A 25,327-nucleotide genomic window follows, 5' to 3' on the forward strand; every position below is an offset into this window, starting at 1 on the left:
CTTCTCAGAAGACGACGGTCTTGTGGCCGTTGAGCATGACGCGGGCTTCGAGATGCAGCTTGACGGCGCGCGCCAGTACCCGGCTTTCGATGTCGCGCCCGACGGCGACGAAATCCTCGGCGCTCATCGCATGGGTGACGCGTTCGGTCTCCTGATCGATGATCGGGCCCTCGTCGAGGTCGGAGGTGACGTAATGCGCCGTCGCACCGATCAGCTTGACGCCGCGGTCGAAAGCCTGGTGGTACGGCTTGGCGCCCTTGAAGCTCGGCAGGAACGAATGGTGGATGTTGATCGCCCGTCCGAACAGCCGGTCCGACAGACCTTTTGAAAAGACCTGCATGTAGCGCGCCAGGATGACCAGTTCGGCCCCTGTCCGCTGCACCAGGTCCAGCAGTTTCTGTTCCTGTTCGGCCTTGTTCTCCTTGGTGGTCGGCCAATGGTGGTAGGGAATGCCCTCCAGCTCGGCGAAGCGGCGGGCATCCTCGTGGTTGGAGACGACGGCTGCAACCTCCGCGTTCAGCCAGCCGACCCTGATCTGGTACAGCAGATGGAGAAGCGCGTGGTCGAACTTGGAGACCATGACGATGATCTTCGGGCGGCGTCCCTGATCGACCAGCGCGGTCTTCATGCCGAAGCGGTCGACGCTCGATTCCAGGGCCCGCTCCAGACTGTCCCCGGTCGAGCCTAACGGGCTGATGAAGGCGATCCGCATGAAAAAGCGATTGGTCTGCCGGTCCCAGAACTGGCTGCTTTCGGCGATGTTGGCGCCGTTCGCGGCAAGCTCCGCCGTGACGGCGGCGACGATCCCCGGCCGATCCTCGCAGGAAAGCGTGAGAATATGAACCGGCGCGGCCTCGCCCGTCGCATCATTGCCTTGAGATTTCACGCCCCGTCGACCCTCTTCATGAACAGGCTGAGTTCAGCCGGATCCATATGCACCACATGCTTGTCTTCGGGATAGGCGAGACTGTTCACGTCGGCAACATATTCCGAAAACGCGGCGATACGCTCGGCCTGCAAACGATCATATTCGGCGGCGAAATTGCGATAGACCTTGGAATGACGGGGCATGTGGCCACGGTTCTGGCCGAGAATGTCGTCGGCGAACAGATATTGCGCATCGCAACCGGTACCCGCTCCCATCGACAGCATGATCAGCGACGTCCGCTCCGAGATCGCCTTGGCCACCTCGACCGGCACCACCTCGATCTCGGCGCCGATGGCGCCGGCGGCCTCCAGTTGCTTCACCGCCGCGAAGATATCCATGGCGGTGTCGGCGGTCTTGCCGACCGCCTTGAAGCCGCCAGTCCAGGTCGCCCGTGACGGGATCAGCCCGACATGGCCGATCACCGGGATATTGTCATCGGCCATCCGCTTGATCGTGGCGTAGCCGGCGCTGCAATAGACCGCGTCGGCGCCGGCCTTGTAGAGCCGGAAGGCCCAGCGCACGAAATCGTCCGCCGTGCCGATCTCGTAGAAATTGTCGCCCGGCATGGTGAACAGGCTGGGCGCCGCGTCGCGGTACTCAGGGTTGAGCACCAATTCGGGCGGCACCGAGACGATGTCGACCCCTGCGCGCTCCGCGGCCTCGGCCTCGTCCATCGTCAGCACACGCAGCATGGTCAGCTGTCGCTTGCCCTTCATGGCGCGCAAATCCGCCACCGTCGGTCTTTTTCGGCTCATCAAAAGGGTTCCCTCAGTTGCATTCGGCGGCAGGTCAGCCGATCTGGATCATCACTTTGCCAGCCTCGACCTTCACTGGATAGGTGGCGAGATTGACGCATACCGGTGCGCCTCGAGCCACGCCCGTCTTGTAGTTGAAGCGGCCATTGTGCTTGGGGCATTCGATGATGTCGTCCATCACCAGCCCATCGGCCAGATGCGCCTTCTCATGCGTGCAGTATCCGTCGGTTGCGAAGTACTCGTCATCGGGACTGCGATAGATGGCGAAGGTACGGCCGCCATGATCGAAGCGGATGACATCCTCTTCCTCGACATCGTCGACGCCACACGCTTCAACCCAGTCGGCCATCTGCTTCTCCCCTATTCCGCCGCCGCCGGAACGGTCAGTGCATGGAATTCGTCCCGGTACGGCCGCGCCGTCGGCGGCAATTCACGTTTGAGGAAATAATCCTCGTACTGAAGCTGCTTCAGCAGCACCGGCCAGACCTCGCGATAGGCATGCCACATCGAAGGGTTCGGCTCGGGCAGATCGTGCTTGATCAATTCGTGCAGCCTCGGCAGCGCGTGATAGGGCACCATCGGGAACATGTGATGTTCGACATGATAGTTCATGTTCCAATAGATGAAGCGGCTGATCGGGTTCATGTAGACGGTGCGCGTGTTCAGCCGGTGGTCGGTGACATTGTCGGCCAGCCCGATATGCTGCAGCAGGCCGGTCAGCACCATGTGCCAGCTGCCGTAGAGGCGCGGCAGGCCGATCAGCACCAGCGGCAGGAACGACCACAGATGAAGCGCTAGCCCGATCGCCCCGACATAGATGGCGACATGCCAGCGCGCGGCTGTGACCACCTTGTGAAGCTCCATCTCGGGAATAAAGCTTTTCTCGTCCGGCGAGATGCTGCCGAACGCATTGCGCACCAGCGTCGGCAGCGAATAGCGGAAATCGAGAACACCGGTGAAGGCGAGTGCGGCGCGCAGCAGGTCCGGCGGACGCATCACCGCGATCTCGGCGTCGCGGCCGACGATGATCGTGTCGGTGTGGTGGCGGGCATGGCTCCAGCGCCAGGTCACCGGATTGCGCATCAGCATGAAGCTGGCGATCTGGTAGACGGCATCGTTCATCCAGCGTGTGCGGAAGGCGGTGCCGTGGCCGCACTCGTGCCAGCGCGAGTCGCTGGACGAGCCGTAGAGCACGCCATAGACGAGCAGGAACGGCACCACCCACCACGTGCCCCAGAACCAGGCGATCCCGGCGGCGGAACCCAATATGGCAACGATCCAGATGATCGTGTCGCGGATCGCCGGGCCGTCCGAGCGCTGCATCAGCTCTTTCATCGCCTTGCGCGGCACATCGGTGTGATACCACTCGGCCGAGGCCAGCCCGGTCTCGATCGCGATGCGCGTGCTTTCCCCGACCAGGCTGTAGTCGCGCTTTTTCTCCATCACATCGACCTCCGATTTCCGGCCCGCCAGCCGGAGCATTCGTTTCGCCTCATGCCCTGTCCGCCAATCCCGGAAAATTACCCGACGGTACAGGATAATCCTGTTGCGGCTGCCTGGCGATCGACGCGATCTTTGCTTCGGCCTCGGCGATCGCGCCGGCGCCGTCGAGCACCCGGAACACTGCGTCGTAAGAACGGCTTTCACTATGCTCCAGCCAGATCATCTCGCCCCGCTCGCGCGCCGCGAGATTGCCGAGCACATGATGCGTCGAGGGTTCGATGCCCAGCGCATACTGCCCCGCCTGAAAATTCTGCCATTGATATGCGCAAGGCAGCTGGTCCTTGCGCGTCACCACTTCGAAGCCGAGCCCGAGCTGATCGTTGACCACTGCCACCGGCACCTCGCCATTGGCGTCCGCCGCCATCTCGTGCTGCCAGACCTGCTCGCTGAAACCCGATTGCGGCGCCGGCATCGTGCGGTAACCCACCTTCTGCGCCTGGTAGCGCTCGCCGGCATGGCCAGCCCAGACGACGTCGCGGATCGGCGCCAGATAGCGCGAACCCTCGTCGAGCAAGGGATGGCTGACATTGACGTGGTAAAAATACATGTGCGGCGTGCGGTTGAAACCGTGGTTGACGACGCGATCCGACAGCCGGATCTCGTTGCCGCCGACATCGGCCTCGATACGCCGGATCAGATGCAGATCCTCGCCGAACACTGCCGATTGCTGCACGGTGCCTTCGGCCCACAGCACGCAGCGGTCGCCGTCCCAGGTCTCGCCATAACCGGTCAGCCGCGCCGGAATGGTGCCGACGCGGCCATGCAGCGAATGGATCACGGTCTTCCTGCCCGGGTAGTTGTAGCTATCGGCCGGCACTTCTTCCCGGCCCAATATGTGGTCGAGGCCGCAGGTGACAAGCAGCCCTGAAAACGAACGCGCCCAGGCGAGCCCCCCTTCCCCCTCATAATCGTGCAGACCGGGGTTGCGAAAGCCGCTCGGCGAATGCCAGCCGATCGCCTGGCCCTTGAAGTCGCAATCGGCGATGTCGAGCGCCCGGTCGACCAGCGCCGTGAAACGCAGCCCCGTGCCGGTGCGGAACTCCAGCATGCGGATGCCGCGTTCCACGCCGTCGCCAAGCGTCATCAGCCGCACGCCGGCAAATTGCGACAGCATGCCCGAACGTTCCGACACCTGCCGGCGCGAAAGCGTCTTGCCGTAGAGTTCTACCATGTGACGGCCAACTTCTTCACTTCGCTCTCGTCTCTTTCAGCAGGGCCGACATATCGGCGCCGGTGATGATGCTTTCCACGGTCAGAAGATCGGTATCGGCAACCGTCTGCTCGGCGACGATCTCGCCGCGGCGCATGACGATGATGCGGTCGGCGACCTGGAACACGTGATGGATGTTGTGGGTGATCAAGAGCACGGAATGACCGGCGTCACGCACCTCCTTGACGAAGCGCAGCACGCCATGGGTTTCCTCGACACCGAGATTGTTGGTCGGTTCGTCGAGGATGATGACCTTGGCGGCGAACTGCATGGCGCGAGAAATCGCGATCGACTGCCGCTCGCCACCCGATAGCGTCGAGACCAGCGCATCGGCGTCGAGTTTTTTCGAGATGCCGACGCGCTTCAACAGCGCCGACGCCGCGTCTCGCAATTTGGCGAAATCGAGCGGCGCGAACACGCCCAGCCATTTCAGCTTGACCGGCTCGCGCCCAAGGAAAAGATTGCGCGCGATGCTGAGATCCGGCGCAAGAGACGTATCCTGGTGGATGGTCTCGATGCCGAGGTCCATCGCGTCGCGTGTCGAACGGATCGAAACCTTTTCACCGCGCACATAGATGTCGCCACGGTCGATCGGAAACACACCGGAAATCGCCTTGATCAGCGTCGATTTGCCGGCGCCGTTGTCGCCGAGCAGGGCCACCACCTCGCCTTCCTTGAGGGCAAAGGACGCATTCTTCAGTGCGCGGACGCTGCCGAAGGATTTTTGCAGATTCTGCAGCCGGAGAACTTCCATCGTCAGCCCCTTGCGGCGTTCTTCTGCAGCAAAGCGTGCAGGATGAGCATGGCGAGGATGATCAGGCCGACGAAGATGTTGTAGGCGAGGCCCGGCACGCCGATCAGCACAATGCCGTTGCGGATCGCGCGCAGCATCAGCGCACCGACGATGGTGCCGAGGATCGTGCCGCGTCCGCCGGTCAGCGCCGTGCCGCCGACCACCACCATGGCGATCACTTCGAGCTCGTAGCCGGTGCCGGCCACCGGTGAAGCGGCCGAAATGCGGAAGGCGCTGATCATGCCGGCCAGCCCCGCCAGAACCGAAGTCAGGATGAACAGCCACACCTTGACGGCGTCCGCCGGCACGCCACGCGCCACCGCCGCGTTGCGGTTCGAGCCGATGGCGCTGATCCAGTTGCCGAGCTTGGCATAGCGCAGCACGTAGATTGCCAGCAGCGAGAGACCGATGAACCACCACAGCGAGGTGTAGAACCGGAACGAGCCGACATTGAAGCTGCCGGCCAGCAGCGTCACGAAAAAACCCGGCTGGTCCCAGGATTTCAGCGGAAAGCCCTGCGTGATGTAGAGCGCTGCCCCACGCACCACGAGCAGCATCGACAGCGTGACCAGGAAGGACGAAATGCCGATCTTGGTGACGATCAGCCCGTTGATGGCGCCGATGGCGATGCACAGCAGAAGCCCGGCCAGAAGGGCGACACCTATATCCACGCCGCCGTTCTGCACCAGGAGCATGACGATGACCGGCGCCAGCCCGAACACGGCGCCGACCGACAGGTCGAACTCGCCCGCCGTCAACAGCAGCGTCATGCCGAGCGCGATGATGCCGAGCTCGGGCAGGAACGCCATCATGTTGGAGATGTTGAGCGGCGACAGGAAATTGGCATCGGCAACGGCGAACACCGCGAGCAGGACAATGAGGATGACGAGCGAGGAGAATTGCGGCGAGCGCATAAGGCTCGATCTGCGTTTCCCGACAGGCATTTCGTCTTCTGCGGCGATCATCATGACTGCTTGAACCATGCTTTGAAGAGACGCCCGCAGCTTACGCCGCGGGCACCGTTTTCACTTCGTGTCGTAGAGTTTCAGGATCGGTTCGACGCTCGAGGCGTCGTAGAGGCTGAACGTATGGATGTCGTAGCCGATCGGCTCACCCGAAGCGGCGAGCCCGAGCAGCGCCACCGGCATGAAGCCCTGCGCAGACGGGAACTGCCAGGCGGCCGCGTTGACGAAACCGGATTTGACGGCTTCCGCGGTTTCCTTGGAATTGCCCCAGCCGACGACCGGGATCTTGCCGGCCGGCACGCCGGCGCCGTCGAACACCCGCTTGACGCTGGCCGCGACGGAATCGCCAAGCGCGATGATCGCCGGCGGATTGTTGGCCACCATGTAGTCGGTCATCTTGGCAATGATGCCGGCCGGGTCGGTGCCGCAATCGACCACATCATATTTGATCCCCAACGGATCGAAGACGCTGGCGATGCCTTCGGTCTCCAGCTGCTGATAGCTGGCGCCGGGCACTTCCACCGGCAGGAACACCTTGTCGCCCTGCTTCACCATCTTGTGGTCGACAAGATACTTGGCCCAGATGACCCCCGCCTCCTTGAGATCGGCGCCGACATAGGCCTGCCGTCCGGTCGCCGGATCGTCTGTGTTGAAGAACACGATCGGGATGCCGGCTGCCTTGGCCGCCTTCACCTCTTCCGTCCACAAGCCCGGCTGGGCCGACGTGGTGGCGATGCCGTCGGGCTTGGCCGCAAGCGCGGAATTGAAGGCCTCCTTCTGCGCCGCCATGTCGCCGCCGCTGAATGAGATCTTGCAGGTCACCTTGAGCTGGTCGCAGGCTTTGGTCGCGCCGGCATTCCAGTCCAGCCAGAACGCATCCGACGGACCGCCATGCGACAGCAAGTAGAACGTCTTCTGGCCATCCTGCGCCATTGCCGGCGCGCTCAACGAGACGCCGGCGAGCAGCGTTACGGCAGCCGCCAGTTTCAATGCGAATTTCAACATTTTTTCTCCTCCCTTACTTTGGAACCGAACCGCGCCGCCGCGAACCAGCGGCGCGAGAAGGCCGTCACAGACCGTTGGCGCGGAACTTCCCGTCGAGGAATTTCTTGGCCCTCGGCACGTCGTCTTCCGAGAGATGCTCGATGATCACCGGGATGTTCGGATGCTTTTCCGCCAGCCGCTGGAGATAGAGGTCGTAGTTCAGCGAACCGAGGCCCGGTGCCGGCAACTCGATCTCACCGACGCCACGGAATGTATGGCTCTCCAGCGCGTCCTCGTCGCCGATATCGGCGTGCTTCTCGGACTTGTCGCCGCCCGAACGCTTGACGTCCTTGGCGTGAGCTATTCTGATCTTGTCGGTCAGCGTGTCGAACACCTGGTTCAGGATCTGGTCCATCCTGTCGATGTTATGCGTCTCGAAATAATTGGTCGGGTCCATCAGCAGACCGAGGCCGGGGTGATCGACCTGCGCGAACATCTTGACCGTCTCCTCGACCGAGCCGACGACGTTGTTGACATAGGTTTCGAGCAGGAAGACCGCGCCGTGGTCATAGGCCGTCTGGGCAAGGTCGGCGACCACCTTGCGGCATTCCTCGAACCCTTCCTCGGTCTTGTTCTTGGGGTGATGCACCCAGTCGGATTCGGTGTTGTAGGTGCCGGTTTCCGAGATCACATACGGGCTGCCGAAATGGCGGGCGTTGCGGATGATCTCTTTGAGGTAGCCGACGCGCTTGTCGCGCTCGGCCTTGTCCGGGTGGATGATATTTGTGTAGCCGGAAATGCAGCACACCGGCAGGTGATGATCGCGGAAGACGTCGCGCACCTTCTTGGCCTTGTCCTTGGTGATCTGCCCGGCCGACAGGTCGACATCCTTGAAGTGGAGGTCGAGTTGCACCGTGTTGAAATCGAGCCCGCGGATCTTCTTCGCCGTCTCTTCGAGGCCGTACGGGAAATAGCCCGTGAAAATACCTGCCTGCATCATGGTGTGAATTCCTCCCTGTAAGCGATTCAGTTGTTTGGTGTTTCAGCTGCGGTGATCAGGTAGCGATTTCGGAAAGCTTGACCGTGCGGGCCTCGTCGATCGAGCGGTAGCCCGCCTCGACCAGCGCCATGGTCTTGACGTTGTCGGCGACCGACAGCGCCGGCGGCGTGCCGGTCTTCACCGCGTGCTGGAGCTGCTCCATCACACCGATAAAGGCATGCGGGAACCACATCGTGTCCCAGCTCGGGCTGACCCATTCGCCGCCGGTCGTCTCGGTCGAAGCGTAAGTCAGCGTCGAGGCAGCGCCCGTCGGCCAGCCGATGGTGCCCTTCGCGACCCCCTTGCTGCCGTCGACGCGCCAGTTGATGTGCTGGTCGTCCTTGTAGCCATCCTGGCGCGGACCCGACCAGACATCCTCCAGCGACACGGCAAGCACGCCGGACGGGAAGCGCAGCGTCGACACGGTGATGCCGTCGGAGTGGTCGAATGTCGTGCGCGGGTCTTTGCGTGTCAGCGTGGTGATCTCGTCGGGATCGCCGAACAGGAAGCGCAGCACGTCGAGATGATGCACGCTCATATTGGCGAGCGTCAGCCGGTCATAATCCTCGAGAAAGCTCTGCCAATGCGGGATGGCGTGCATGTCGATCTGCGCGAAGACGATGTCGCCCAGCGCGCCGCTGTCGATGATCTGCTTCAAGACGCGCATCGATTGGTCGTAGCGCATGTTCTGATTGATCGAGAGGATCTTGCCGGCCTTGGCCGCCTCATCGCGCAGCTTGACCGCTTCCTCGACTGACAGCGCCAGCGGCTTCTGCGCCAGGATCGCCTTGATATGCTTCTGCCTCAGCGCGTGACGGATCAGCGCCGGCTGCAGGTCGGGCGGGAAAGCAAGGTCGATGATCTCGACATTTTCGTCCTCGATCAGTTTTTCCGGTGTGTCGTGGACGGTCGGAATGCCCCAGCGCGTCGCCACCTTATCGGCGCTGGCCCTGGTGCGCGAGGCGATTGCCACCACCGGGAACCCGGCTTCCTTGTAGGCGGCGAGATGGCACTCGGCCATGATCATGCCTGCGCCGACACAGCCGATCTTGTATTCCTTCGTGCGGACCTTCACGTCCGGCTCGAAGCCTTTGCTTGCCATCTCTTCCTCCCGAAACTCTTTCCTTGCGGCGGCCGTCATCGTGCCAACGCCCCGCCGCTCTGTTCGAAATAATGCACTCTGGCCGGCTCGCAGGATATCGCCACCATGGCATCCGGCCGGATGTCGGGCTGGCCGCGCAGCAACGCCTTCAGCCGCGCCTGCCCGGCAGCGAGCGTCACCACGGTGTAGCCGCCAAGCGGCTCGACCTCGAACACTCGCGCCGGGCGGCCCGGGCCCCCGTCCGCCCACGGTCTGACCTTGATGTCCTCCGGCCTCAGCCCGATCTCCACGGCATCGGCGGGCGCTGTCTTGTCGTCGATGCGGATCGTGCCTTCAGCCGCTTCGACACCGCCCTCGCCACGCGCCGATCTGAGGATGTTCATCATCGGCGAGCCAAGTAGCCTTGCCACATAGGTGCTGGCCGGGCGGTCGTAAATCTCTGCCGGCGTACCGATCTGCCTGATCTTGCCGTCCTCCAGGATGGCGATGCGATCGGCGACCGACATCGCTTCTTCCTGGTCATGCGTGACGTAGATCAGCGTCTTGCCGAGTTCGCGCTGGATGCGCTTCAGCTCGACGCGCGTTTCTTCGCGCAGCCTGGCGTCGAGCGCCGAGATCGGATCGTCCATCAGATAGGCATTGGGATCGCGCACCAGAGCCCGGGCGATCGCCACGCGCTGCCGCTCCCCGCCCGAAAGCTGTCCCGGCGGCTTGTGCAGGATATGGCCGATATGTAGCTTCGCCGCGACGTCGGTGACCCGCCGCTTGATCTCGGCCTCGGCGACCCGGCGTTCGACCAGGGGAAAGCGGACATTTTCGAGCCCGCTCATATGCGGGAACAGCGCCAGGTTCTGGAACACCATAGCCACGTTGCGCTCGGCCGGCGACATCGCGTTGACCGGCCTGCCTCCGATCAGGATTTCGCCGGTGTCAGGTGTCTCCAACCCGAGCACCAGGCGCAGGATGGTCGACTTGCCCGACAGCGGCGGACCGAAGAAGCAGAAGAACTCATTGTCGTTGACGGTGAACGAGGCGTCGTCGACGGCGAGTGTATTGCCGTAGCGTTTGGTCACATTACGGAAGACGATATCGGCCATCTCAACCTGCCTTCATCGCAAGGCCGGTAGCGGCGTCGAAGACGCGCACCGACGACGTAGTGGGAGCGATGACAGCGGTGTCGCCGATAGCCAGCCCGACATCATTGTCGAACACCGTTTTCACAGCCGCCTCGCCCTGGCCGAGATGAACGATGGTGCGCGCACCGATCCGTTCGACAAAGGTCACCGGCATTGCGAGGCCCTGCCCATTCTGCACCAACGTCGCCTGTTCAGGCCGGAATCCGTAAAGCACCTCGCCGCGTGCACCACGCATGGCCGCTGCGAGTTCGCCCGGCAGCGGCGGCGTGACGCCCAACGGTCCGAGATCGACGACCAGTCCGCGGTCGCTCTCCGCCGGCCTGCCCTTGAGCAGATTCATGCCCGGCGCACCGATAAAGCGGGCGACGAAGACATTGGCTGGATCGTTGTAGACCTCGAGCGGCGTGCCGACCTGCTGCAAAACCCCATGATCCATGACCGCGATGCGGTCGGCCATGGTCATCGCCTCGAGCTGATCGTGGGTGACATACACCATGGTCTGGCGGAACTGCCGCTGCAGCTGCTTCAGTTCGGTGCGCATGACGGCCCGGAAAGCGGCGTCGACATTGGAGAGCGGCTCGTCGAGCAGGAAGATCGCCGGCTCCATGATCGCCGAGCGGCCGATCGCCACCCGTTGCAATATATTGACCGACAGCCTGTCGGCCTTGCGGTCGAGCAGCGGCGAAAGCTGCAGCATCTCGGCGATGGCGCCGACACGGCGATCGATCTCGGCTTTGGCAGCCCCTCGCATTTTTGGTCCATAGGCAAGGTTCTGGCGCACCGTCATATGCGTGAAGATGGCGTAGTTCTGGAACACGAAGCCGACGCCACGCCGGCCCATCGGCACGCCGGCCATGTCGCGCTCGCCAAACAGGATCTTGCCGCCGGTCGGTTCTTCCATGCCGGCGATCATGTTCATCGTCGTCGACTTGCCGCAGCCCGACGGGCCGAGCAGCGCCATGAACTCGCCATCTGATATTGCCAGGTCCATGGTCTTCAGCGCGGTGAAGTCGCCGAATTTCTTGACCAGGTTTTGCAGGTGGATGGCGCTCATGCCGGTACCTCGCGTGCACGCGCCATGCGCTTCATGGCAAACACTGCGACGATCGACAGCACGACCAAAATGGCCAGCGCGATCGCCGCCACATAGCCCCAGATCAGGTCCTGCGTGGTGAGCTTGTAGATGTAGACCGAGATGGTTTCGGTAGCGACGCCTGGACCGCCGCCGGTCATGATGTAGAGCGTGTCGAAGATCTTGAAGTTCTCGATCACCCGGATCGCCAACGCGATGATGATGATCGTCTTCATCTTCGGCAGCACGATGGTGACGAAGCGCTGCCACGGATTGGCGCCGAGCAGCGTCGCCGCCTTGATCTGGTCCTCCGGCACGCCGACCAGGCCGGCAAGCAGGATAAGGAACATCAGCGGCGTCCATTGCCAGATGTCGGCGACCATCACCGCAATCAGCGCCAGAGTCGGATCCGACAGCCAGGCGATGGTGACGAGAGATCCGGTGAGCGCCGACAAGATGTCGTTCACCGGGCCGCCCGACTGGAACAGCATGAAGAACATGTAGCCGGCCACGGCAGGCACCACCATCATCGGCATCAGCAGGATCGAATAGAAGACGCGCTTGCCCGGGAAATCGTCGGCAAACAGTGTCGCCAGCGCCAGCCCGAGCAGGAATTCCGCCGGCACGCAGACGATCATGACGATGGCCGTACGCTTCAGCGCGCTCCAGAAGCGCGCGTCGGCGGCGAGATCGGTGTAGTTGGCAAAGCTGTTCCACATCGACCAGGCGTTCCACCAGCCGGTGCCCGACAGGGGCGACCAGTCGGTGACGCTGATGTAGAGCTGCATCAACAGCGGGAAGGCCGAGATGAACAGCACCAGGATCTGCGCAGGTAATGTCAGCCGGAAACCCAGCCTTGCGCCCTCATCGCGCGAAACCGGCTTTGCTCCGACGGCTTTCACCTCATCCTTGGAAGTCATGACAGTCACCGCGCTCATTGCTTGAGCGCCCCGAATGTCAACCCGCGCACCAGATGGCGTTGGATGGCGATGCCCATGATGACCGGCGGCACGGCCGCGATCAGGCCAAGCGCTGCCTTGGCGCCATAGAGCTGCCCGGTCATCGAGGAAGAAAGAGAGGCCATGTAGACCGGGATGGTCACCCATTCGCGCGTCGTCAGAAGCAGCGCGATCAGATAGTCCGACCAGTTGAGGATGAAGACGAAGAGCGCGGCACTGGCCAGCGGCGCGCGCATCATCGGCAGCGTGATGCGCGTGAAGACGCGCAGCCGCGAACAGCCTTCGACAAGCGCCGCCTCCTCGATCTCGCGCGGCATGTCGTCGAAGAAGGTCTTCATCAGCCAGAAGGCGAACGGCAAGGTGACGATGCCGTAGATCAGCGCCAACCCCCACCAGCTATCGGTGAAGTTGAGGAAAGCCCACATGATCATCACCGGGATCATGACCGCCATCGGCGGAAAGATCCTGAGTTGGATCAGCGCCAGCGGCAGGTTCTGGCCGGAGCCGAAACGCGACAGCCCATAAGCCGCGGCAGTGCCCGCCGACATGGCGATCACCGTGCCGAAAACCGCCGACAGCAGCGATGCGAGGATCGGCTTCAGCGCGGTACGGTCGAGCGCGACGATCAAATTGTTGGTCGACTCGCCGAAGACGAAACGAAAATTGCTGAGCGTCGGGTTCTTCGGCCACCAGGTCAGGTCGGCGCCGGTCGCCGACCATTCGGCGATCGGCTTGAACGCCATCGATACCATCCACAGGATCGGCACCAGCGTCACCGCCATGGCCGCGAAGATCGCGGCATAGCGGAATATCAGGAAAGGAACGGAACGCTTCATCTGGCGGCTTTGCTGGTGGCGCTGTGGGCGGAGGGGAAAAGCAGGCTCCTCCCCTCCTTCGATGTGATCCAGGGAGATGGATCAGACGATCGGGTCGAGAACTGTCGGCCAGGCCTCCTTGTTGGTCTTGATGGCTTCGAGCAGTTTGTCCTCGCCGGTGCGCCGCACGATCTTCTTCCACTCCGCCTCGGTATCGGCCATCGCCTGCTCGGATGTCTTGGCCTTGGTCAGCGCCGCCATGAGGTTCTCGTCGAGCGCATTGTGGAAGGCTGTCGCGCCGGGATAGTTGATGGTCGGCACGGTGCGCGCCACCGTCTCGCGCACGACGTCCATGTGGTAGGCATGATAGGTCTGGCGCACCAGCGGATCGGAGAAGTCCGAAAGCCGGAACGGGTCCAGATAACCGCCGGGATTGGCACTCATCCAGGCGTAGATACGGGCCGAGCCCAGCCATTGCAGCAGGAGATAGGCAACCTCCTGGTTCTTCGACTGCGACGAAACCATGCCGGTCAGCGAGAACCACAGCACGGAACGGCTGATCAGCTTGCCGTCGATCTCGCGGCCTGGCGGCAGCATCGAGCCGATCTTGCCGGTGACGGCCGAATCCTTGTTGCCGGCATTGTCGAGGAATTTCGGCAGGTTGGAGAAGGCGCAGGTCATCGCCGCACCACCCTTGGCGAAGTTGCCGTATTGCTCCGGCCAGCCCCAGGAGATCGCATCCGGCGAATGATGTGCGAGCGAAGCGACATATTCGTTGGTGGCGGCGATGCCTTGCTCGGAATTGATCATCGGCTTGCCGTCATCGCCAAACAGGAATTGGTTGGGCGAAGCCATCGAGACATAGCGCTGGTACCAATTGGTATAGCCCCAACCCTGGTTGCGCAGGTCGGTCGAGCCGAACAGGCCCTTGTCCGGTCGCTGGAAGAAGGCGGCGATGTCGCCATGCTGCTTCCAGGTCTTCGGCGGCGCCAGATCGTAGCCGTATTTGTCCTTGAAGGCCTTCTTCTCGGCTTCGTCGCCGAACAAATCGGTGCGGTAGACCCAGGTCTGGAAGTCGCCATCCAGCGATACGCCATAGTTGGAGCCGCGGTATTTGTTGAGCAGCGACACGCCCTTGGCGCCGTTGACATAACCGCTGACGGGATCGTCCCATTCGGGCTTGTGCTGCGCGACAAAGTCATCGAGCTTGGCGATGCCGCCGGTTTCGGCGAGGTCGCCGAGGCGGTTCCATTCGGTCGAATAGATGTCGTAGGCCCCACCCTTGGTGGAGATGTCCTGCATCGTCTTGGTGAATTCCTGGCCGTTCGGCAAACCGACGATTTCGATCGCGATGCCGGTTTCCTTTTCCCACAGCTCCTTGATCGACGGCGCACCGGCCGGGAACGGCTGCGTGAGCTGGCCGATCGAGCCGTCGGACAGGCCGAGCACGATCTTGGCGGGCGCCTTGCCGGCGCCCTTCAGCGCCTTGGCCGCCTCGATGGCGCGGCCTTCCGGCGTGTCGGCGCCATACTGGTAGCGCTCGGCTCCATCGAAGCCCGTCGGGCCGCCGATCATGCCTGGCGCCAGCGCGTCGGCCGCATAGGCGCGGCCGGGACGAATGAATTGGGGTGCGATACCAGCGGCGGCCATGATCACAGCCGCCTTTCCTCCGGATGCCAGCAGCCGGCGCCGCGAGATGCGGATCAAGTCAGACATTGAAACTCCTCCCTCAGGGCCACGTTTCCTCCACGGCCCTTATGAGGGATATTGACGGCAGCATGGCAAGGCTGTCAACATCATAAATAATCAAAACACCTCACAACATCGCAATAGGGCAAGGAAATGCACAAAAACGGGATCCATGCATCATGCCGGGTGCTTCAATTTGAGGGCACACGACCCTTCCCGGCCCTGCGCAGCCCTGCCGGACCATTTGATTTAGCGCGGCGGCTTGCGCATGGGCTAAGGGCGGATACATCATTTCCCATCAGAATCGCCGATGGCGGGGAAGCCGTCACCAGCCGATCTGACGCATGCAGGAGATGAAAGACGGTGCGTTCCACCCTGACTGACATAGCCCGGGAAGCCGGCGTCTCGGCCGCCACCGTCGACCGCGTGCTCAACAACCGACCCGGCGTGCGGGCGCGCACGCGCGAAATCGTGCTCGAAATGGCGCAGCGCCTCGGCTACATCGCCGAAGGCCCGAACGGCGCGCCGCCACGGCCCTCGCCTGGCGAGGTCATCCGACTCGACTTCGCGCTGCCGGCCGGCACCAATTCCTTCATCAAGATGCTGCACCGGCACATCGAGGCACAGGCTCTGGCGCGGCCCGACCTCGATGTCCATATCGCCACCATCGAGGGCTTCAATCCTGACCGGCTCGCCCGCCTGCTGCAGGACCTGCGCGGACAGACGCAAGGCGTCGGCGTTATAGCGCTCGACCATCCGACGGTGCGCGAAGCGATCCGATCCCTGTCGGCCAACGATATCAAGGTGGTGACCATCGCCTCCGACATCCTGCATGTGCCCAGGGTCGCCTATATCGGCATCGACAACCGCGCCGCCGGGCGGCTGGCCGGCTATCTGCTCAACCGCTTCATGGGATCGGGGCATCCGGGCAAGGTGGCGCTGTTCGCCGGCTCGCTGTCCTATCGCGGCCACGAAGAACGCGAGATGGGGTTCCGCCACGTCCTGACCGAGGAATCACCCAACCTGCAGATCGTCGAGATGCGCGAAATGCTCGACGACCGCGAGAAGGCCTATTCGGAGGCATCGGCCCTGCTGGAGCGGCACCCCGACCTTGCCGCGATCTACAATGTCGGCGCCGGCAACACCGGCATCGCCCGCGCGCTCAAGGAGCACGGCCGCGCCCAGTCCATGGTCTTCCTCGGCCACGAGGTGACGGACGGCACCAAGGACCTTCTGCTCGACGGCACGCTCGACGCGGTCATCGACCAGAACCCGCGCGTCGAAGCCCGCGAAGCGCTCAACACTTTGACCCATGCGGTCCGGGGATTGCCCTATGAACTGCACCAGCCAAGGCTGCAGGTGATCTTCAAGGAGAACATCCCAGAGATTTGACGGACCAGACGAACGGGGCAGCGCGGTAAAGCGCCCGCCCCGCTCGATGCTTCCAGTCTATTGGACGGCAGCGACTTCAGCCGCGGCGCCATCGACAAAGCTCTTGTCGACCCATTTTCCGTAGTCGATCGAGCCCTTCAGGAGCCCGGCGCTGGCCATGAATTTCTCCTCGCCCTGCAAGGCGGCGATCGCGTCGTCGGTGAGTTTCGGATCCTGGTGGAACACCCCGTCGGCATAGGTCTTGCGGACGGATTTCTCCGACGACTTGGTCGCCTCCACAAACGTCTTGATCGTCTCGTCCGGATGAGCGTCGGCCCAACGCGAAATCTCGATGTCGACCTTCAGCAGCCGCTTGACCAGATCGGGATATTTCGCCGCGAAGGCGCCGTTGACCGAGATGACGTTCGGCACGTTCCATTCCGGATGGGTGCTGGTGTCGAACAGCACCCGCGCCTCGCCGGTGTCGCCCAGCTTGGCCGCCGTCGAATCCGTCTCGACAATGGCGTCGATATCGCCGCGCAGCAGCGCCGGGCCGGATGCCTCGAAAGGCAGGTTCAGACCTTCGACGTCATTGGTGGTCAGGCCGACGCTGTTCAGTGCCTTGCTGAAGTTCGAATGCCGCACCGTTCCGGTGAGATAGGCGACCTTCTTGCCCCTGAGATCCTGCAGCGTCTTCAACGGCGAGTCGGTTTTGACGACGATGTAGGAACCGCCGGCCTTCACATAGCTCGACAGGCCGATCAGCTTGACGTCGGCGCCGGACGCAGCAACGCGCAGCGCCGGATTGTTGCCGGTATAGGTGAACTCGATGGCGCCGGTCGCCAATGCCGTCGTGGCTTCCGAGCCGCCGTTGAAGGTCACCAGTTCGACCTTGATGCCGTCCTTGGCGAATTCCTTGTCCCACCAGCCGTCCTTCTTGGCGAGGATGAATTTGAGGTGCCCCGGCGCCGTGCTGCCGATGCGGATGATGTCAGGCTTGTCCTGTGCGAAGGCAGGCATGCCGCCAAGGCCGATTACGACGGCAATGGCGCCCTTCAGAAGCAGCCGGCGAATTGCGTCGAATGGGATGTTGGGCATGGGAAAATCCTTCCTGTTTGGAATGAATGGGGCCGCTTAAATGAGCGAGGTCTCGGACTGGCCCTTCCAGGCTGTTGCCCAGCGCTCGAACCAGACGAGCAGGTAATTGACGGTCAGGCCGATGACGGTCAGCGTCAGGATGCCGGCGTACATGTCGGCCGTTTCCATCATCAGCTGCGAATTCTGGATGAGGAAACCGAGGCCGGATTTGGCCGCCAGCATCTCGGCGCCGATGACCGCGAACAGCGAGGATTTCACCGCCAGCCGAGCGCCGGCGACGATCGAGGGAATGCTGGCCGGCAGGATGACTTTCCGGAACAGGTCGAAGTCGGACGTGCCCATCGAGCGCGCCGCCTTGATGAGCAGCGGATCGACCGACTTGACGCCGCTGATCGTGTTGACGAGGAGAAAAAACACCGAGGAGTAGAAGGTGATCGCGACCTTCGATTCCTCGCCGATGCCGAGCAGCAGGATGAACACCGGCAGAAGCGCGAATTGCGAGGTGTTGCGCAGCGTCTGCACCAAAAGGTCGGAAACCTTCTCGAACAGCGAATAGCGCCCCATCAACAGACCGAGCGGGATGGCGACCACCACGCCGAGTGCGAAGCCGATCGCAGCGCGCTGCAGGCTTATGCCGATATGCTCGATCAGCACGCCCGAGGCGAGCAGCGCCCACCCGGCGACCAGCACCTCGCTCAGCGGCGGAAAGAAGATCCGGTTCAGCCAGCCGAGCCGGGGCGCGATCTCCCACAGCAGGAAGAACAGGCCGAGCAGCGGCAAGCCATAGAGGAATGTGCCGCGGCTCGCTTTCTTGCTCCGGATCTTGGCGTTGGCCTTGATGGCGGGGACCCTGGCGGCGGCTACCGTTTCGCCAGCGCCGGCAAACAGGTGGAGCGCTCCAGCGGAGCCAAACTTCTCGGTCAGATAGGCCATGGGTCCAGTTCCTCAGTGACTGAAGGCTGGCGACAGAGTCCAGTCCTTCTGCGCCTTGTTGACCTCGTCGCGCAGCACGTCCCAGACGCGAGCGCGATATAGATTGAATTCGGCGCTGGCGCGGATGTCGCCGTCGCGCGGCCGTGGCAGGTCGATATCGATGATCTCCTTCACCGCGCCCGGCCGCGCCGTCATCACCACCACCCGGTCGGCGAGGAAGATCGCCTCGTCGATCGAGTGGGTGACGAAAATGACCGTCGTGTTGATCTTGCCCCAGATCCGCAGCAGCTCGCCTTGCAGAAGCTCGCGCGTCTGCTGGTCAAGCGCCGCGAACGGCTCATCCATCAGCAACACTTCCGGGTTGCTGGCCAGCGCACGCGCGATCGCCACACGCTGCTGCATGCCGCCGGACAGCTGGTTGGGAAAACGGTCCTCGAAGCCGGCAAGGCCGAACAGCGACAACAGATGGCGGGCCGTCGCCGTGCGCTCAGCCTTGGCCACGCCGCGCACTTCCAGCGCATATTCGATGTTGGCGAGCGCCGTGCGCCAGGGAAACAGCGCATATTGCTGGAAGACATAGCCGGTCTTCGGGTCGGGCCTGGTGATGCGCCGGCCATCGAGCTTGACGTCGCCGCCGGTCGCCTGCGTCAGCCCGCCAATGATGTCGAGCAGCACCGACTTGCCCGAGCCGCTGGGGCCGACCAGCGTGATGAACTCGCCCTTGCGGATCGAGAGGTCAACGCCATCGAGCACGGTGACGCGGTCGGTCGCCTCGCCATCGACGGTGACGAACTGCCCCGGCTTGAGCTGGAAGGTCTTGCTGATGTCGCTGACGACGATACGGTCCATATCTGTCTCCGATCGGTTCACTGCGCCACGCGGATGCGGTGCGTCGGGTCGAATTCCGAGCCGCCGGCCTTGCCGCGCTTCCAGCCGAGCGCGCGGGCATAGGAGCCAAACAGCTGTCGGGCGTCGGCCTGAGCTTCCGTGATGCCGGTCGGCCCTTCGGCGAACTCGGCCACATAGAGCGCGTCGGTCGGGCAGTAGATTTCGCACAGGAAGCAGGTCTGGCAGTCCTCCTGGCGGGCGATCACTGGCACGCCGCTCTCGGTCGCGTCGAAGACGTTGGCCGGGCACACCTTGACGCAGATGTCGCATTCGACACAGCGCGTGGCCGAGACGATCTCGATCATGACGCCAGCTCCGCCAGCCGCTCAGGCGCGCCTGCGATGCGGAACGCATCCACACCGGTGATGACCAGCCGGTGCGCGAAGGCCGGGCTCTTGCCCGGCAAATCGGTGCGGCGATGCATACCGCGGCTCTCGGTGCGGTGCAGCGCTGCGGCCACGGACCAGCGCCCGGCGGCGGCGATCGAAGCTGCCTCTCGGGTACGGACCCTATCCAGCCCGTCGCCTTGCAGATGGTCGCGCACGTCGCGCCAGACACTCTCCAACCGCTCGCCGCTTTTCTCCAGGCCTTCGCCGGTGCGGAAGAAATTCTTGTCGAGCGGCGTCACCTCACTGCGCACCGCCTCGATGACTTCGCCTGCCGAGATGTCGACGCGCGGCGATGATGCAGGACGTAATCCAGCCTGGCCAAGCGACTGCACCTCAGTGCGGAATGCCTTGCCGGTCCGGCGCTTGGCATGGGTCGAAGCGCCCTTGCCCGCCCACCAGCCGCTGGCCAGCGCCCAGGACGAATTGACGGCGCCGCCGCCCGACACCGCACCGGTCATGATCTCGCGGCTGGCCGCGTCGCCGGCGACATAGAGGCCGGGTACGCCGGTGGCGCAATCGTCGGAGACGATGTCTATGCCGCCCGTGCCGCGCACCGTGCCTTCGGCGCGCAGGGTGATGCGGAACAGCTCGCTGAAAGGGTCGATGCCGGCGCGGTCATAGGGCACGAAGCAATTCGGCTGGCCCTGGCGCAGCCAGCCCTGCAGCGCTGGTTCGGCCTGATCGAGCCGCGCGTAGACCGGGCCGTCGATCAGCGCGCGCGCCACTTCCTCCTCGCGGTCGCCGATGCCGTTGCGCAACGGCTCGCCGGTCGGCCCGACGATCGGTGAGCCATCTTCGCGATGGAACGACGCCCAGCGGAACGGCAGCCCCTTGTTCAACGAGGAGCCGTAGGGCGCCAGCGTGTATTTGCCGGTGAACTCCATGCCCGACAGGCTGGCGCCGGCCTCCGCCGCCATCAGATAGCCGTCGCCGGTCAGCCCGGTCGCGCCGAGGATGCGCTCGCGGAAAGCGCAGCCACCGGTCGCCAGCACCACCGCGTTGGCGTCGACGCGCCAATCCTGGCCGATCTGCCTGGCGACACCGGCGGCGCCGACGATGGCATCGCCGTCCGACAAAAGTTCGAGCGCGGGATGATGGTCGAGGACGGTGACGCCGGCCAAAAGCACGCGGCGGCGCATGAAGCGCATGTAGTCCGGGCCGCGCAGATTGGCGATGTAGAGCCGGCCGTCATCCTCGCTCGGGAAGGGATAGCCCCATTCGGAGAGCCTGAGCAGGTTGCGGTAGGCGGTGTCAACGCAGCGCAGCATCCAGCGCGGGTCGGCGAGTTCGCCGGTGCGCTGCCAGCGTCGCTCGACCACGGCATGCCTGTTGTCGCCCGGCGGCACGCACCAGGTGCCGGTGTTGGACGGCGCGGTGGCGCCGCTGGTGCCGAGATAGCCCTTGTCGGCCAGCACCACCTTGGCGCCGGCCTCGGCCGCGGCGACTGCTGCCCAAGCTGCCGACGGACCGCCGCCCAGCACCAGCACGTCGGCCTGGAGCAGCAAGCTGTCGGAAGCGGATTTTTGCGGCTTGGGCATGGAGACCTGGCGAATAAAGTCGAAGCAGGCGCTAGGCCGCGCGGGCCGCGCTGGAAGACCACACCGGCTCGTTGCCCGCGCTCCACTTGATGTTGCAGCCGATCGACGGCGCCTGGCTGGCAGTGGGCCTGCCGCCCTCCAGCACCGTATCGACCGCCGCGCGCAGATCGGCACCCGTCACCGGCTTGCCGTTGCCCGGCCGCGCATCGTCGAACTGGCCGTGATAGGCGAGCCGCCGGTCAGTGCCGAACAGGAAGAAGTCGGGCGTGCAAGCCGCGCCATAGGCTTTCGCCGTCTGCTGCGACGCATCCTTGAGATAGGGGAAGGAATAGCCGAATTTTCCGGCCTCCTCGCCGATGCGGGCGAGCGTCTCCTCCGGATGCGCCTCGTGGTCGTTGGCGTTGATCGCCACCACCTGCAGCCCCTTGCCGGCGTAATCCCTGGCGAAAGCGGCAAGCTGCTCGCGGATCAGCACGACGAACGGGCAGCGGTTGGAGATGAAAGCGACGAGCAAGGCCGGCTTGGCGTCGAAATCGGCAAGGCGGTGCAGCACACCTTGCGCGTCGGGCAGCAGGAAGTCGGCGGCCCTGGTGCCGAGGTCGACCGGATTGGACTCTGTTTTCGGCATCGATGCGCTCCCTTGTGCAACCATTTTCACAGGCCAAGATGCGAGCGCTCCGAGCGCTCGCAGTTAGTCTATGAATTTAGTATAATTATAGGCTGGAGAGCGCATTCACGGTCAACCGCGCGGCTTAGAATATCGTGCCAATGTTTCAGGCCGAGCCGCCAAGTTTGTTCGGGCGGAAGCCGATCCGGAGAAATCCGGACGGACAGCATTTATGAAGCGCAACGGGGTTCGGCGACGAAATTGTACTGCCCAGCCGAACCGTCTTGCGATTTTCGCGACGTCATTCCCCTTCCGGATAGAGCGCTTTCGCCAGGTCGCGGATCGCATCCGATGTGCGCGGGCCGAAGCCGATCATGTAGGCGCCGTCGAGCACGACCAGCGCCTTCTTGGCTGCCGCCGGCGTTGCCGCCAGCGCGCGGTTGCCGAACACCAGCTCGGCCGACGGCCCGCCCTTGCCGTCGCCCATCATCAGGATGACGTCAGGCGCCATCTCGATCAGTTTTTCCTCCGACGCCGCCTTGTAGCCCTGTACGATGTCCATAGGGTTGAGGCCGCCGGCATAGCGGATGATGGCGTCGGCAGAAGTACCCGCGCCGGCAGCGCTCAGACGTACCAGGCCATGGAAGAACACCACCTTCTTGCGCCGCTCCGGCGGAATTTGCGACGCCAGATCCGCGGCAGCCTGAAAGGCGGTGAGCACCTCGGCGGAAACCGCCTTGCCCTTGTCCTCGAGCCCAAGGCTGGCGGCGATCAACGTGATCTTGTGCTCGATGCCTTGCGGGCTGTTGTCCTGCGGGACCAAGACGATCGGAATTGCCAGCGACTTCAGCACCTCGACCGCTTCAGGAGGCCCGCTGTCTTCTGCGGCCAGGATCAGGTCGGGTCGCAGGCTGGCCAGCCCCTCGACCGAAAGCTGGCGGCGGTAGCCGACATTGGGTTTTTGCGCGACTTCAGGCGGATATTTGCTGCCGCGATCAATAGCGACGATTCGCCCGCCGGCGCCCAGCGCGTGGACGATCTCGGTGACGTCGGAACCGAGCGTCACGATCCGGGTCGCCGCGCCCGGCACGACGGTTCGTCCCAGCGCATCGACAACGGTCTCGGCGGCCAGCGCCTTGAAGCCGCAGGAAGGCGCCAGCACCGCCAGTGCCAGAAGCAGCACCGCCGCGATCCTGCCCGGTTGCGACCAGTGGGTCGTCTTGCCTTCGCCTAAACTGCCAACCATGCCGCTGTTCCCGTGCCAGATGCTTCTCGAGGATGGTCGGCTATAAATTTAAAGTTGACTTATGTCATCATGTTTAAATATGTGACCCATGCCCTGACCTGACTGGTTGAGGGATTTTCAATAATGCCAGCCAAGGCCGCTCAGCCACCGCCAGCAGTTTTGCTTTTGCTTGGGGGCTGCATGACAACGACAACAAACACGACATCGATGGCGAGCACGGCGCTCGCCTTCGTGCTCGGCCTCTGCGCCGTGCCTCTTGCCAGCGCGCAGGAACAGGACCGGGAGAAAAAGGCCGCCGCCAAGACCGGCCGCCTGGCGCCGGCCAGTGTCGCGCAGAACCAGCCGGCGACGATGCTCGACGTGATCACCATCTCGGCAACGATGATCAAAACGGCGGTGATCGAATCGATGGCCGCCATCAGCGCCGTCGATCAGGACGAACTCGACCGCATCCAGCCCGACACAGCCGCCGACATCTTCCGCACCACACCGGGCGTCGCTGCCTCGATGAATGGCGACGATCCCGCAACCGCCATCAACATCCGCGGCCTGGAGCAATATGGCCGCGTCGTCGTCACCCTCGACGGCGCCCGCCAGGACTACTGGCGCGTCGGTCATGGCTCTGGCTCGTTCTATGTCGAACCCGACCTGATCAAGGAAGCCACCGTCATTCGCGGTCCGGTCTCGAATGCCTATGGTTCCGGCGGCATCGGCGGCGTCGTCTCCTTCGAGACCAAGGATGCCGGCGATTTCCTCAAGAAGGATGAGCGCTGGGCGCTGAGCGAGAAGCTCGGCTACGAGGACAATGGCGACGGCTTCACCACCAGCACCACCGGTGCCTACCGCTTCAGCGACGATGCCGATATCATCGGCAACCTCATCTACCGCGACCGCGACAGCTACACCGATGGCAATGGCGACACCGTGCCATGGACCGGCGAGCGGGTGACCAGCGGCTATCTGAAGGCGACGTTGCGGCCGGCCGATGGCCATGAGCTGAAGCTCGGCGCCATCCTGCAGCGCTACAACGACCAGATCACCGGATCGAGCGGCTCGACCTCGCCGACCCTGAGCCGCTATGACACCGACACCACCAACCAGACCTACACCGCCGCTTACACCTGGAAGCCCGACGACAACGCGCTGATCGACTTCAGCGCCAATGCCTATCACAACCGCACCCGCGCCGAGCAGACGCAGGTCTGGCCGACCTCGGCGATCGGCAATTTCCGCTTCTACGACGTGGCCACGACAGGTTTCAATGTGAAGAACTCCTCGCGTTTCGACGTCTGGGGACTAGCACATACGCTGACCTACGGACTCGACTACTACTATCTCGAGGCCTCCTCGGAAGCGGCGCATTTCGGCGCTGGCCAACAGCAGGGTTATGGCGGCTTCCTGCAGTGGCAGGGCGATTACGGGGATTGGCTGCAGGTCATCGCGGCGATGCGCTATGACGGCTACCAGCTCGATGGCGAGACGCGCATCCCGTCACCGCAGGAAGCCTCGATCTCCGGCGATCGTTGGTCGCCGCGCCTCACCGTCGGCGTCACGCCATTCGATGGCTTCCAGCTCTATGGCACCTATTCCGAAGGCTACCGGGCGCCGGGTCTGCAGGATGTCTTCCGTGGCGGCGGCGCGCATGGCGGCGGTGATACATATCGGCCCAATCTTCTGCTGCAGCCCGAGACGGCAAAGAACTGGGAGGCCGGCGTCAACGTGAAATATGACGATGTGCTGACGGCGGGTGATCGGCTGCGCGCCAAGGTCAACGTTTTCCACACTGACGTCGAGGATTACATCGACGTCGACCTCACCGTGCTGCCGCGCACGGCAATCAACATCGGCGACGCACGCCTGAAGGGCGTAGAGGCCGAGATGGTTTATGATTATGGCTGGGGTTTCGTGAACCTCTCCGGCGCGCTGATCGACGCCAAGGTCGTCAGCGGCGTCTATTCCGGCCAGGCGTTGAACAACACGCCGCTCGACCGCTTCTCGGCCACGATCGGCTTCCGCATGCTGGAGGACCAGCTCACCGTCGGCGCGCAATATCTCAGCGTCGGCAAGATCACCCGCACCAGCCGCACCAATCCCAACGCCGTGCCGGTCGTCGATGACGGTTTCGATCTGGTCAATGTCTTCGCCAACTGGCGCGTCAACGACAACCTCAAGCTCGATTTCGGCGTCGATAACATCTTCAACACCGCCTACACCGATCCGCAAAGCGCATGGTCGACCTCGGCGGCAACAGAACAGGGCAAGGGCCGCACCTTCAAGGTGGGCCTCACCGGCAGGATCGGAGGCTGA

At 63.5% G+C, this 25,327-nt stretch carries 24 protein-coding genes; 2 read left to right on the forward strand and 22 right to left on the reverse strand.

The window, feature by feature from the left end; all coding sequences use genetic code 11:
• Positions 1-4: 4 nt before the first annotated feature.
• From purU to EOC83_RS17960, 15 genes are all read right to left on the reverse strand, one after another.
• A complete protein-coding gene (gene purU, locus EOC83_RS17890) occupies positions 5-886 on the reverse strand; it encodes a formyltetrahydrofolate deformylase (RefSeq protein WP_063168535.1) in 882 nt (293 codons plus the stop codon).
• A complete protein-coding gene (locus tag EOC83_RS17895; protein WP_063168536.1) occupies positions 883-1,683 on the reverse strand; it encodes a 3-methyl-2-oxobutanoate hydroxymethyltransferase in 801 nt (266 codons plus the stop codon). Before EOC83_RS17895 ends, purU begins: the two co-directional genes overlap by 4 nt.
• A gap of 34 nt (positions 1,684-1,717) precedes the next feature.
• Positions 1,718-2,032 carry a MocE family 2Fe-2S type ferredoxin gene (locus tag EOC83_RS17900; RefSeq protein WP_013530832.1) on the reverse strand — a complete coding sequence of 105 codons (315 nt, stop codon included), beginning with the start codon at positions 2,030-2,032 and terminating at the stop codon, positions 1,718-1,720.
• A gap of 11 nt (positions 2,033-2,043) precedes the next feature.
• Complete coding sequence (locus tag EOC83_RS17905; RefSeq protein ID WP_082826495.1) at positions 2,044-3,165, reverse strand: fatty acid desaturase family protein; 1,122 nt, start codon at positions 3,163-3,165, stop codon at positions 2,044-2,046.
• Positions 3,166-3,175: 10 nt separating this feature from the next.
• Positions 3,176-4,357 carry an aldose 1-epimerase family protein gene (locus EOC83_RS17910; protein WP_063168537.1) on the reverse strand — a complete coding sequence of 394 codons (1,182 nt, stop codon included), beginning with the start codon at positions 4,355-4,357 and terminating at the stop codon, positions 3,176-3,178.
• Positions 4,358-4,373: 16 nt separating this feature from the next.
• Positions 4,374-5,156, reverse strand: a complete 783-nt coding sequence (locus EOC83_RS17915; RefSeq protein WP_024501560.1) for an ATP-binding cassette domain-containing protein — start codon at positions 5,154-5,156, stop codon at positions 4,374-4,376.
• Positions 5,153-6,133 carry an ABC transporter permease gene (locus EOC83_RS17920; protein WP_032898639.1) on the reverse strand — a complete coding sequence of 327 codons (981 nt, stop codon included), beginning with the start codon at positions 6,131-6,133 and terminating at the stop codon, positions 5,153-5,155. The genes EOC83_RS17915 and EOC83_RS17920 overlap by 4 nt, the downstream gene beginning before the upstream one ends.
• Before the next feature lie 81 nt (positions 6,134-6,214).
• Positions 6,215-7,159, reverse strand: coding sequence for a substrate-binding domain-containing protein (locus EOC83_RS17925; RefSeq protein ID WP_024501562.1), 945 nt, complete (start codon positions 7,157-7,159; stop codon positions 6,215-6,217).
• 64 nt (positions 7,160-7,223) lie between these two features.
• Entirely contained in the window at positions 7,224-8,138 is a 915-nt protein-coding gene (locus EOC83_RS17930; protein ID WP_013530826.1) for a sugar phosphate isomerase/epimerase, read from the reverse strand.
• A 55-nt stretch (positions 8,139-8,193) separates the two neighbouring features.
• Positions 8,194-9,279 carry a Gfo/Idh/MocA family oxidoreductase gene (locus tag EOC83_RS17935; RefSeq protein ID WP_063168538.1) on the reverse strand — a complete coding sequence of 362 codons (1,086 nt, stop codon included), beginning with the start codon at positions 9,277-9,279 and terminating at the stop codon, positions 8,194-8,196.
• 35 nt (positions 9,280-9,314) lie between these two features.
• Entirely contained in the window at positions 9,315-10,376 is a 1,062-nt protein-coding gene (locus tag EOC83_RS17940; protein WP_063168539.1) for an ABC transporter ATP-binding protein, read from the reverse strand.
• Position 10,377: 1 nt separating this feature from the next.
• Positions 10,378-11,469: an ABC transporter ATP-binding protein gene (locus EOC83_RS17945; RefSeq protein WP_063168540.1), complete on the reverse strand. Its 1,092-nt coding sequence runs from the start codon at positions 11,467-11,469 to the stop codon at positions 10,378-10,380.
• Complete coding sequence (locus tag EOC83_RS17950) at positions 11,466-12,425, reverse strand: sugar ABC transporter permease (RefSeq protein ID WP_063168541.1); 960 nt, start codon at positions 12,423-12,425, stop codon at positions 11,466-11,468. Before EOC83_RS17950 ends, EOC83_RS17945 begins: the two co-directional genes overlap by 4 nt.
• Complete coding sequence (locus EOC83_RS17955; protein ID WP_024501565.1) at positions 12,422-13,282, reverse strand: carbohydrate ABC transporter permease; 861 nt, start codon at positions 13,280-13,282, stop codon at positions 12,422-12,424. Before EOC83_RS17955 ends, EOC83_RS17950 begins: the two co-directional genes overlap by 4 nt.
• 81 nt (positions 13,283-13,363) lie before the next feature.
• Positions 13,364-14,977, reverse strand: a complete 1,614-nt coding sequence (locus tag EOC83_RS17960; protein ID WP_063168542.1) for an extracellular solute-binding protein — start codon at positions 14,975-14,977, stop codon at positions 13,364-13,366.
• Between the two features lie 336 nt (positions 14,978-15,313).
• Here EOC83_RS17960 and EOC83_RS17965 point away from each other — a divergent pair, with 336 nt between their 5' ends.
• Entirely contained in the window at positions 15,314-16,342 is a 1,029-nt protein-coding gene (locus tag EOC83_RS17965) for a LacI family DNA-binding transcriptional regulator (RefSeq protein ID WP_024501567.1), read from the forward strand.
• A 57-nt stretch (positions 16,343-16,399) separates the two neighbouring features.
• Here the strand turns inward: EOC83_RS17965 and EOC83_RS17970 are convergent, their stop codons facing one another.
• From EOC83_RS17970 to EOC83_RS18000, 7 genes are all read right to left on the reverse strand, one after another.
• The gene (locus EOC83_RS17970; RefSeq protein ID WP_063168543.1) at positions 16,400-17,419 is read right to left on the reverse strand and encodes an aliphatic sulfonate ABC transporter substrate-binding protein; all 1,020 of its coding nucleotides are present in this window, start codon (positions 17,417-17,419) and stop codon (positions 16,400-16,402) included.
• Between the two features lie 36 nt (positions 17,420-17,455).
• A complete protein-coding gene (locus EOC83_RS17975) occupies positions 17,456-18,352 on the reverse strand; it encodes an ABC transporter permease (RefSeq protein WP_127224208.1) in 897 nt (298 codons plus the stop codon).
• Positions 18,353-18,364: 12 nt separating this feature from the next.
• Positions 18,365-19,201 carry an ABC transporter ATP-binding protein gene (locus EOC83_RS17980; RefSeq protein WP_013530817.1) on the reverse strand — a complete coding sequence of 279 codons (837 nt, stop codon included), beginning with the start codon at positions 19,199-19,201 and terminating at the stop codon, positions 18,365-18,367.
• 17 nt (positions 19,202-19,218) lie between these two features.
• On the reverse strand, positions 19,219-19,545 hold the full coding sequence (locus tag EOC83_RS17985) for a ferredoxin family protein (protein ID WP_013530816.1): 327 nt from the start codon (positions 19,543-19,545) through the stop codon (positions 19,219-19,221).
• Complete coding sequence (locus EOC83_RS17990; RefSeq protein WP_024501571.1) at positions 19,542-21,167, reverse strand: FAD-binding protein; 1,626 nt, start codon at positions 21,165-21,167, stop codon at positions 19,542-19,544. The genes EOC83_RS17985 and EOC83_RS17990 overlap by 4 nt, the downstream gene beginning before the upstream one ends.
• A 31-nt stretch (positions 21,168-21,198) precedes the next feature.
• Positions 21,199-21,795, reverse strand: a complete 597-nt coding sequence (locus EOC83_RS17995; protein WP_063168544.1) for a thioredoxin family protein — start codon at positions 21,793-21,795, stop codon at positions 21,199-21,201.
• A 280-nt stretch (positions 21,796-22,075) separates the two neighbouring features.
• The gene (locus tag EOC83_RS18000; RefSeq protein ID WP_063168545.1) at positions 22,076-23,020 is read right to left on the reverse strand and encodes an ABC transporter substrate-binding protein; all 945 of its coding nucleotides are present in this window, start codon (positions 23,018-23,020) and stop codon (positions 22,076-22,078) included.
• A gap of 180 nt (positions 23,021-23,200) precedes the next feature.
• Here EOC83_RS18000 and EOC83_RS18005 point away from each other — a divergent pair, with 180 nt between their 5' ends.
• On the forward strand, positions 23,201-25,327 hold the full coding sequence (locus EOC83_RS18005; RefSeq protein WP_063168546.1) for a TonB-dependent hemoglobin/transferrin/lactoferrin family receptor: 2,127 nt from the start codon (positions 23,201-23,203) through the stop codon (positions 25,325-25,327).

Origin of the sequence: Mesorhizobium sp. Primo-A (assembly GCF_003997175.1) — a bacterium.
GTDB classification, from domain to species: domain Bacteria; phylum Pseudomonadota; class Alphaproteobacteria; order Rhizobiales; family Rhizobiaceae; genus Mesorhizobium; species Mesorhizobium ciceri.